The sequence below is a fragment of the Methylobrevis pamukkalensis genome (genome assembly GCF_001720135.1).
Taxonomy (GTDB): Bacteria; Pseudomonadota; Alphaproteobacteria; order Rhizobiales; family Pleomorphomonadaceae; genus Methylobrevis; species Methylobrevis pamukkalensis.
Window position 1 is genome coordinate 1 of sequence record NZ_MCRJ01000174.1, and the last position, 5,656, is coordinate 5,656.

Annotated in this window: 6 protein-coding genes; 1 reads left to right on the forward strand and 5 read right to left on the reverse strand. The window is 67.9% G+C overall.

The window, feature by feature from the left end:
• The 4 genes from A6302_RS19030 to A6302_RS19040 all read right to left on the reverse strand — a co-directional run.
• Positions 1-385: hypothetical protein (locus A6302_RS19030; protein ID WP_141703954.1), on the reverse strand; the 385-nt coding region annotated here is incomplete at its 3' end.
• A complete protein-coding gene (locus A6302_RS22455) occupies positions 361-615 on the reverse strand; it encodes a hypothetical protein (protein WP_141703956.1) in 255 nt (84 codons plus the stop codon). The genes A6302_RS19030 and A6302_RS22455, both read right to left, overlap by 25 nt.
• 221 nt (positions 616-836) lie before the next feature.
• Positions 837-2,024 carry an MFS transporter gene (locus A6302_RS19035; protein ID WP_083255910.1) on the reverse strand — a complete coding sequence of 396 codons (1,188 nt, stop codon included), beginning with the start codon at positions 2,022-2,024 and terminating at the stop codon, positions 837-839.
• A gap of 154 nt (positions 2,025-2,178) precedes the next feature.
• Positions 2,179-3,399, reverse strand: a complete 1,221-nt coding sequence (locus A6302_RS19040) for an alanine racemase (protein ID WP_069308348.1) — start codon at positions 3,397-3,399, stop codon at positions 2,179-2,181.
• A gap of 242 nt (positions 3,400-3,641) precedes the next feature.
• On the opposite strand from A6302_RS19040, the gene A6302_RS19045 reads away from it, so the two are divergent.
• Complete coding sequence (locus A6302_RS19045) at positions 3,642-4,895, forward strand: amidase (RefSeq protein ID WP_069308349.1); 1,254 nt, start codon at positions 3,642-3,644, stop codon at positions 4,893-4,895.
• A gap of 490 nt (positions 4,896-5,385) precedes the next feature.
• Here the strand turns inward: A6302_RS19045 and A6302_RS19050 are convergent.
• Positions 5,386-5,656, reverse strand: a 271-nt coding sequence (locus A6302_RS19050) for a hypothetical protein (RefSeq protein WP_210183398.1), incomplete at its 5' end; no start/stop codon positions are given.

The following is a 5,656-nucleotide window of genomic DNA, read 5'->3' on the forward strand; positions in this document are numbered from 1 at the left end:
TGGCGACTTCGGGATCGGGCAAGGCAGCCGGATCGAAGACGATGTCGCTCGCCTCGAAATCGCCTTTTCGGGCAACATTGCCGACGAAGTCCGACTGATTGAGGACGACGCGGGCCACGGTGATGGCGTTGCCCTCGCCGGGTCCGATGCTGATGTTCTCAACTACGGCGGAATCGAAGAGGGGGTCGTTGATGACGCCGGCCGGGGTAGCTTTGTAGGCGAAGTTGCGGGTTTCCGAATGGGCCACGCGCGCGGTGGTTTCGCCATCGACGATCATCATGCCGTCGATGACGATGGCATCGGCGGTAAATTCCCCCTCGGCCGGAAGGTCGGCGTTGGTGAGGGTCAGCATTGCCGCGCTCACGCTCGCCTTGCCGGGCGGCATCGAGGGATCGTCCTCGGTGCTCGGCGCCGTGAAGGTGACGTTGCCGTAGTGGATGTCGTCGCCCTCGACCTCGGGCGTGTCGAACTTGCGTCCGTGGCCCCGCCGCGCTCGAGCGCGGCGCGGAAGGCGGCCGTGATCTCGGCCTCGGTTGCGGCCGCCGCCGGCTGGACGAGCAGGGGAACGAGGGCGAGGGCGGCGACGGACGCGAGCGTCCGGTAGGCGAAGGTCATCGGTGATCTCCCGCAGAGGCTTTTATTCCGGCGGTTCGTTCCCGAATCACGGACGACGTCGCACCGGTGAGTGTTGGTATCGAGTTCAGTCGAAATTCATGGCGGTCCGGAGGCAGGATCCGGCGCAAGGCAAACGGGTCCGCGACCGGAGGCGGTCGGGTTGGCGCATGGTGCGCTGAAGACGGCGCCGGAACAAGAGGCTGTCGTCAGCGCCCCCTCCGTCAGCGCCCGCGGCGACGGTCCCGGAGGATGCGCCAGCTGCCGAGCAGCATGTAGGAGCCGAGGAAGGTGGCGAGCAGCAGCGGGAAGCCGTGCCGGGTGAATTCCACATCGATGCTCAGCCCGCCAAGCGCCGGCCCGCCGAGCATGCCGACCGAATACATGAAGATGAAGGCCGCGTTGGCGGAGGCAAGGTCGCCGCCGGAGAGCCGCGCGCCGAGATGCGTCAGCCCGACCGTGTAGAGGCCGGCGAACAGGCCGCCGAACACCATCATCACCGCGAACAGCAGGATCGTGTCGTGGGCGGCAAAGGGCGTGATCAGCATCAGCAGCGTGCAGATCAGCGCGAGGGCGCACAGCAGGACGCGCCGGTCGGTGCGGTCGGCGAGCAGGCCGAGCGGGATCTGCAGCCCGATGTTGCCGAGCGCGACGGCCGAGACCAGCAGGGTGGCCGTCCGCTCGTCGAGCCCGAGCCGCAGCCCGTAGATCGGCAGCAGCGACAGCAGCCCGCTCTCCGTGGCGCCGAACACCAGCGCGGCAAAGGTCGCCATCGGCACCAGCGTGACGAAGCGCAGGAAGCCCCGGCCATGGCTGGCGTCGAGCGGCGGATTGGCCTTGAAGGCGAACAGCACGGGCACGACGGCGGCGAGCAGGATGATCAGGCCGATCACGAAGGGCAGCGGACCCTCGCTGCCCGAAACGCTGAGGATCATCGGTCCGACGCCGAAGCCGATGGAAAGAACCGTGGCGTAGATGCCCATCACGAGGCCGCGCTTGCGGCTCGGGGCAAGGGCATTGATCCAGAATTCGGAGAGGATGAAGGCGGAGGCAAGCGCGGCGTGGAACAGCACGCGCAGCACGAACCAGGCGCCGAGCGAATCGAACACGTAGAACAGCGGGAAGCAGATGGCCGTGGTGACGATGCTCGCCACCAGCAACTGCGCGGTTCCCACCCGGCGCGCGACCGGCGTCACCAGCGGCGTCACGGCGATCGAGGCGATGCCGGCCATGGCCGTGTTGGCACCGATCGCCCAGCCGGCGACCCCGCGCGATTCCATCACCAGCGAAAGCAGCGGGAGCCCCAGGCCGAGCGCAATGCCGACCGAGGAAATCGCCGCGACCGCGGCGGATATGCCGAGCAGGCGCCGGCCTGGCGTCATGCCGGCCGGCTGCACCACATCTGACGCCATGCGGGCGAGCCTCTCGCGAACTGGTTGCAACCTGCCCGCTGCCGATTGGCAGAAAATCGGCGGTCCGGTCAAGTCCGGCGCGCGCGGGGCGACACTAGTTGCACAGTTCCCTGGCGCGGAGAAGTCCTGATTCGCACGGAAGGATGACGTCGTGTCACGGCGACATGGTCTCGATCGACGCAAGGCCGAGCGCACCGGTCTCGTCCTCGAAGGGCGTGTCCACGCCAACGACCCGTTCGGGATAGAATCCGTTGAACCGCGTCCGCAAGGCAAGCGAATAGGCGCCGATGTGACCGATCTCGATCCAGTCGCCGGTGTCGACGGTTTCCGGCAGCCAGAACGGTCTGGAAAGGATGTCGACGGAATCGCAGGTCGCCCCGCAGACCTTGAACGGCACGATCGCGTCCGGCCGTCCGGTGCGGCGGCGGCGCGCGGGATCGGGAATGTGCCGCGCGGGCAGGGTGATCTTGCCGGTCCAGCTGTCGGACAGCGAGGCCCAGATGCCGTCGTTGATGTAGAGCCGCCGGCCCTTCTTCAGAAGCACCCGCACCACCAGCGACAGGCAGTGGGCGACGATCACCCGGCCCGGTTCGGCGACGAGCGGCAGGTCGTCGAAGCCCCAGTCGACGATGTCTTTGCGGAACTGGGCCATGATCTCGTCGAGCGAGGGCATCTCGACCTTCTTGCGTCGCGGATCATGGCCGTAGACCGCCGGGAAGCCGCCGCCGACATCGAGGCCGACGAGATCGACGCCGGCGCGCGAGCGCACCCAGTGGGCCGAGCCCAGCGCGCGCTCGTAGGTCTGCGGCTCCTCGATCTGGCTGCCGACGTGGAAGCAGAGGCCACAGCGAAAGCCGATGCCGGAAATGCGCTGCAGCAGTTCCACCGCATGGGCGGGCGCGGCGCCGAACTTCTTGGAGAGTTCGTAGGCGGCATGGCCCTTGGTCTGGATCCGCACGTAGAGCGTGATCGTGCCGGGATCGATGTCGAGGGCGCGCACGATGCGCAGGATCTTGGCGACCTCGTCCTCGTGGTCCACGGCCATGACGCGCAGGCGATAGGTCTCGAGCGCGAGGCGGATGTCGGACTGCGCCTTGACCGGGTGCATGTAGAGCATCTCGGCGTCCGGCGCGACGGCGCGGACGGCGGCGAATTCGGCCGGGGAGGCGACGTCGAAACAGTCGATGCCGACGCCGGCCAGCGTTTCGAGCACGAAGGGCTCGCCGTTGGTCTTGACCGCATAGGCCGTGCGGCCCGGAAAATTCTCGGTGAAATGCCGCGCGTCGGCCTCCAGAACCTTGCGGCGGAAGCAGTAGACCGGCTCGTCCGGCCGCTCCGAGAGGGTCATGTCGCGCGCGCTGGGAAAATGCTGCATTTCCGGCCTCTTGCGTGTGGACACGTCTGTCACCTTGAAGCGCGGCCCTGGAGCGTCGCGCGAAAATCTCATGTGCACCCGGTCACTTGACATCGACCGGGCGATCGGATCGCCTGCGGCCTCCGGTCGGTGCCTCGCCTGAGGTCGACACCGGAAGACGGGCACTCCGCGAACGGCACCGACCGGACGCGACCCGAGTTGTTTCATTCAGCCGGCGGGGATGCAACCGCCGAGGAGGCGTCATGCTGTCGGTCCTTGCCCTTCTTGCCGACATCGAGGCCGGGCGCACCACCCGTGCGGCCATCGCCGCGCGCATTGGCGAGGCCATCGCCGAGCGCGAGCCCGAGCTTCAGGCCTTCGCCCATCTCGAGACGGAACGACTTCTTGACGGCGATGCGGCGGCGGCAGCGGGGCCGCTCGGCGGCCTGCCCTTCGGCGTGAAGGACATCTACGACACCTTCGACATGCCGACGACCTACGGCTCGCCGATCTACGACGGCTGGCGGCCGCTCAGCGATGCGGCCGTCGTGACCATGACGCGCCGCGCCGGCGGAATTCCGGTCGGCAAGACGCGCACGACCGAGTTCGCCTATCTGCAGCCGACCGTGACCCGCAATCCGCGCCATCCCGGCCACACGCCCGGCGGCTCCTCGTCGGGCTCGGCGGCCGCCGTCGGCGCCGGCCTGCTGCCGTTTGCCTTCGGCACCCAGACGGCCGGCTCGATGATGCGGCCGGGCTCCTTCTGCGGCGTGGCGGCGGTGAAGCCGTCCTACCGCCTGCTGCCGGCGGTCGGCATGAAGACCTTCTCGTGGAATCTCGACACCGTCGGCCTGTTCGCCGCGACGATCGCCGACTGCGCCTATGTGCTCTCGGCCATCTCCGGCCGGCATCTGCGCGTCGACGGGACCGACTGCGCCGCGCCGCGGATCGGCGTGGTGCGGAGCGGATTTTCCGTGGAGGCGGAGCCGGCGATGTGCGAGGCGCTGGAGACGGCCGTTCGCAAGGCCGAGGCGGCGGGCGCCCGGGTGACGGCCGTCGACCTGCCGGCGGCGCTGCTCGACGCCGACCGGGTCCAGCCGACCATCATGGAATTCGAGGGTGCGGCCTCGCTCGCCCACGAGATGGACCGGCACCGCGGACAGCTGTCGCCGAAGCTGGCCGAGGCGCTGCTGCGCGGCGGCGCCATTCCGGTCGAGACCTATGATGCGGCGCGCTCCACCGCCCATGCCGGCCGCCGCTGCTTCGAGACGCTGTTCTCGGACATCGACGTGCTGCTGACGCCATCGGCGCCGGGTGCCGCGCCCGCAGGGCTGGGCGCCACGGGCTCGCCGGCGTTCAACCGCCTGTTCACGCTGATCGGTGCGCCGACGGTCAATGTGCCGGGCCTCACCGACCCGGCCGGCCTGCCGCTCGGCATGCAGCTCGCCGCCCGCTTCGGGCGCGACGATATGGCGTTGCGCGCGGGCGCCTGGCTTGAGGCGGTACTTGCGGACTAGCAGGCAAGCCCAGACGTTCGTTGGAAGAATTTTCTTCCACGGCATCGATATTCGCGACGCCGGCCGCGTATTCTGCTGCAGCGCAAATAAAGATTTGCTTCGCTTGCCGTGGAAATCTTACTAGAGTGACAATCGTCGGACCAGCGGAACGAGAAGGCGAGGCCTTGCCATGTCGATGACGAAAAGCCTCAATGTTCTGTGCGTGTGCGCGGCGTTCATGTTCGTCGGAGCGGTGGTGCTCGGAGCGATCTGACGCGCAGGGTGCTGGCGTCGTGGCCAGCTTGAAAATGACATTCTGAAACATCGGCGGCCAGATGACTGACTGCCGCTTGTCGGTGTCGCGCATGATCCTGCGCGGTCCGGAACGCAGCGCATATTCATGCCGTTGCGTTGCCGCGTGCTGGACGTACCTTGAAGTGCCGAGCGGGTCGCTCCGGCAGAGCTCATCCGGTCTGTGCCGTCGAATCTGCCGGCGGGCAGGTCGACGAGATCAGGTCCGGTGTTCGAAGACGAACCGGTCGAGTTCGGCGCGGCGGCCGTCGCAGCGACCGAACACGGTCACGTTGACCGCACGGGCCGCGGCCTGCTGGGCGGCGTGACGGACGAACACCTGCGCCTTGCCCTCGAACAGGTAGTCGTGGAGTGCGAAGGACGCGGGATTGATCTCGATATGATCGACTTCGACGTCGGCATTCTCGCCGAATTCACGCACCCACTCGGCGCTGGAGCTCAGCGGGTAGCGTCCCACCGCTTCTGCGATG

What these genes read in the sequence shown, in the direction of transcription:
- A6302_RS19045 (WP_069308349.1), top strand. Translation starts at nt 3,642, where the DNA reads ATGCTGTCGGTCCTTGCCCTTCTTGCCGACATCGAGGCCGGGCGCACC.
- A6302_RS19040 (WP_069308348.1), bottom strand. Translation starts at nt 3,399, where the DNA reads ATGCAGCATTTTCCCAGCGCGCGCGACATGACCCTCTCGGAGCGGCCG.
- A6302_RS19035 (WP_083255910.1), bottom strand. Translation starts at nt 2,024, where the DNA reads ATGGCGTCAGATGTGGTGCAGCCGGCCGGCATGACGCCAGGCCGGCGC.
- A6302_RS22455 (WP_141703956.1), bottom strand. Translation starts at nt 615, where the DNA reads ATGACCTTCGCCTACCGGACGCTCGCGTCCGTCGCCGCCCTCGCCCTC.